The organism is Streptomyces sp. 8P21H-1, assembly GCF_013302945.1.
The window spans coordinates 1-966 of sequence record NZ_JABTYA010000301.1 but is presented as its reverse complement, the minus strand read 5'-3'; the positions used below and the strand labels follow the sequence as shown (position 1 = coordinate 966).

The 966-nt window shown below is 73.9% G+C and carries 2 pseudogenes; both read left to right on the top strand.

Annotation, left to right across the window (positions count from 1 at the left end):
• Positions 1-367: pseudogene (locus HO151_RS06370) on the top strand (hypothetical protein); the annotation flags it as partial.
• 298 nt (positions 368-665) lie between these two features.
• A pseudogene (locus HO151_RS06365) lies at positions 666-966 on the top strand (hypothetical protein); the annotation flags it as partial.

The window sequence follows — 966 nt, the reverse complement described above, 5'->3', positions numbered from 1 at the left end:
CGAGGAGGCCGCGACCGCCGCCGGACCGACGGCGCCGTCCGTGACCCCCGCCGGGCAGGGCGGTCCGGACCTGGCGCTCTGGGACGACGGCGCGCTGCCGCTCTTCCCCCTGCAACCGCCGCGGACGGGCCGCGAGCTGCTGAGCGACCACGTGACGGCGATGGTCTGCTGCGCCGCGATGGACACGGCCGGAGCCATGCCGGGACTCGACTGGCTGGACGGCCCCTCGCTCCTCATCGGCGGCGAACGGCCCGCCGACCTGGGTCCCCGGGTGCTCAGCCTCGTGGAGGAGGGCGACCCCGCTCCCCTCCGGACCTGGCTCCTGGACCTCGGCGTACGTCCCGAGAAGCCGGTACGACTGGTCTGAAGGTCTGAAGGTCTGAAGGTCTGAGCGCCGGTCCCGTACGCCCGTCGTATCCGCCCCGCGGCGACCCGGACCGTCGGCCCACCACCTCCCACCCCTCCCACCCCCCCGCCCCTCTCACCCCCTCACTCCTCGGGGGCGCGGGGGACCCCGTACGCGCCCTGCCACCATCTCCCGCCCGGGGGAAGGCAATTCATGACGAAAGGTAACGGTATGCATGCGTAATGTGATGTGCTGGGCCTGGTCACCAGGCCGTACATCGCCCGCAGAGGCTGACGGCACACGAGGGAGGGAACGTCGTATGAGGTCGGAACAGTCGGAACGGCCCGAGCAGTCGGCACGGCCGAAGCAGTCGGAACAGCCTGGGCGGCCGGAACGGCCGGGGCCGTCGGAGCAGATCCGCCGGTGGGAGTCGGGAGCGCTGGCACACGCCGTCACGGACCCCTTCGGGCAGGGCCCCCTCCCCTGGCTGCGCGGCAGCGAGCACTACTTCGACGACACCGGCCACATCGTCCCCTGGTACGTCGACCCCGCCCCGCCCCCCGGCGCGACCACCACCGCGAACCGCCGCCGCGCCACCGGCGGCCCGGCCGTCCCCGCCC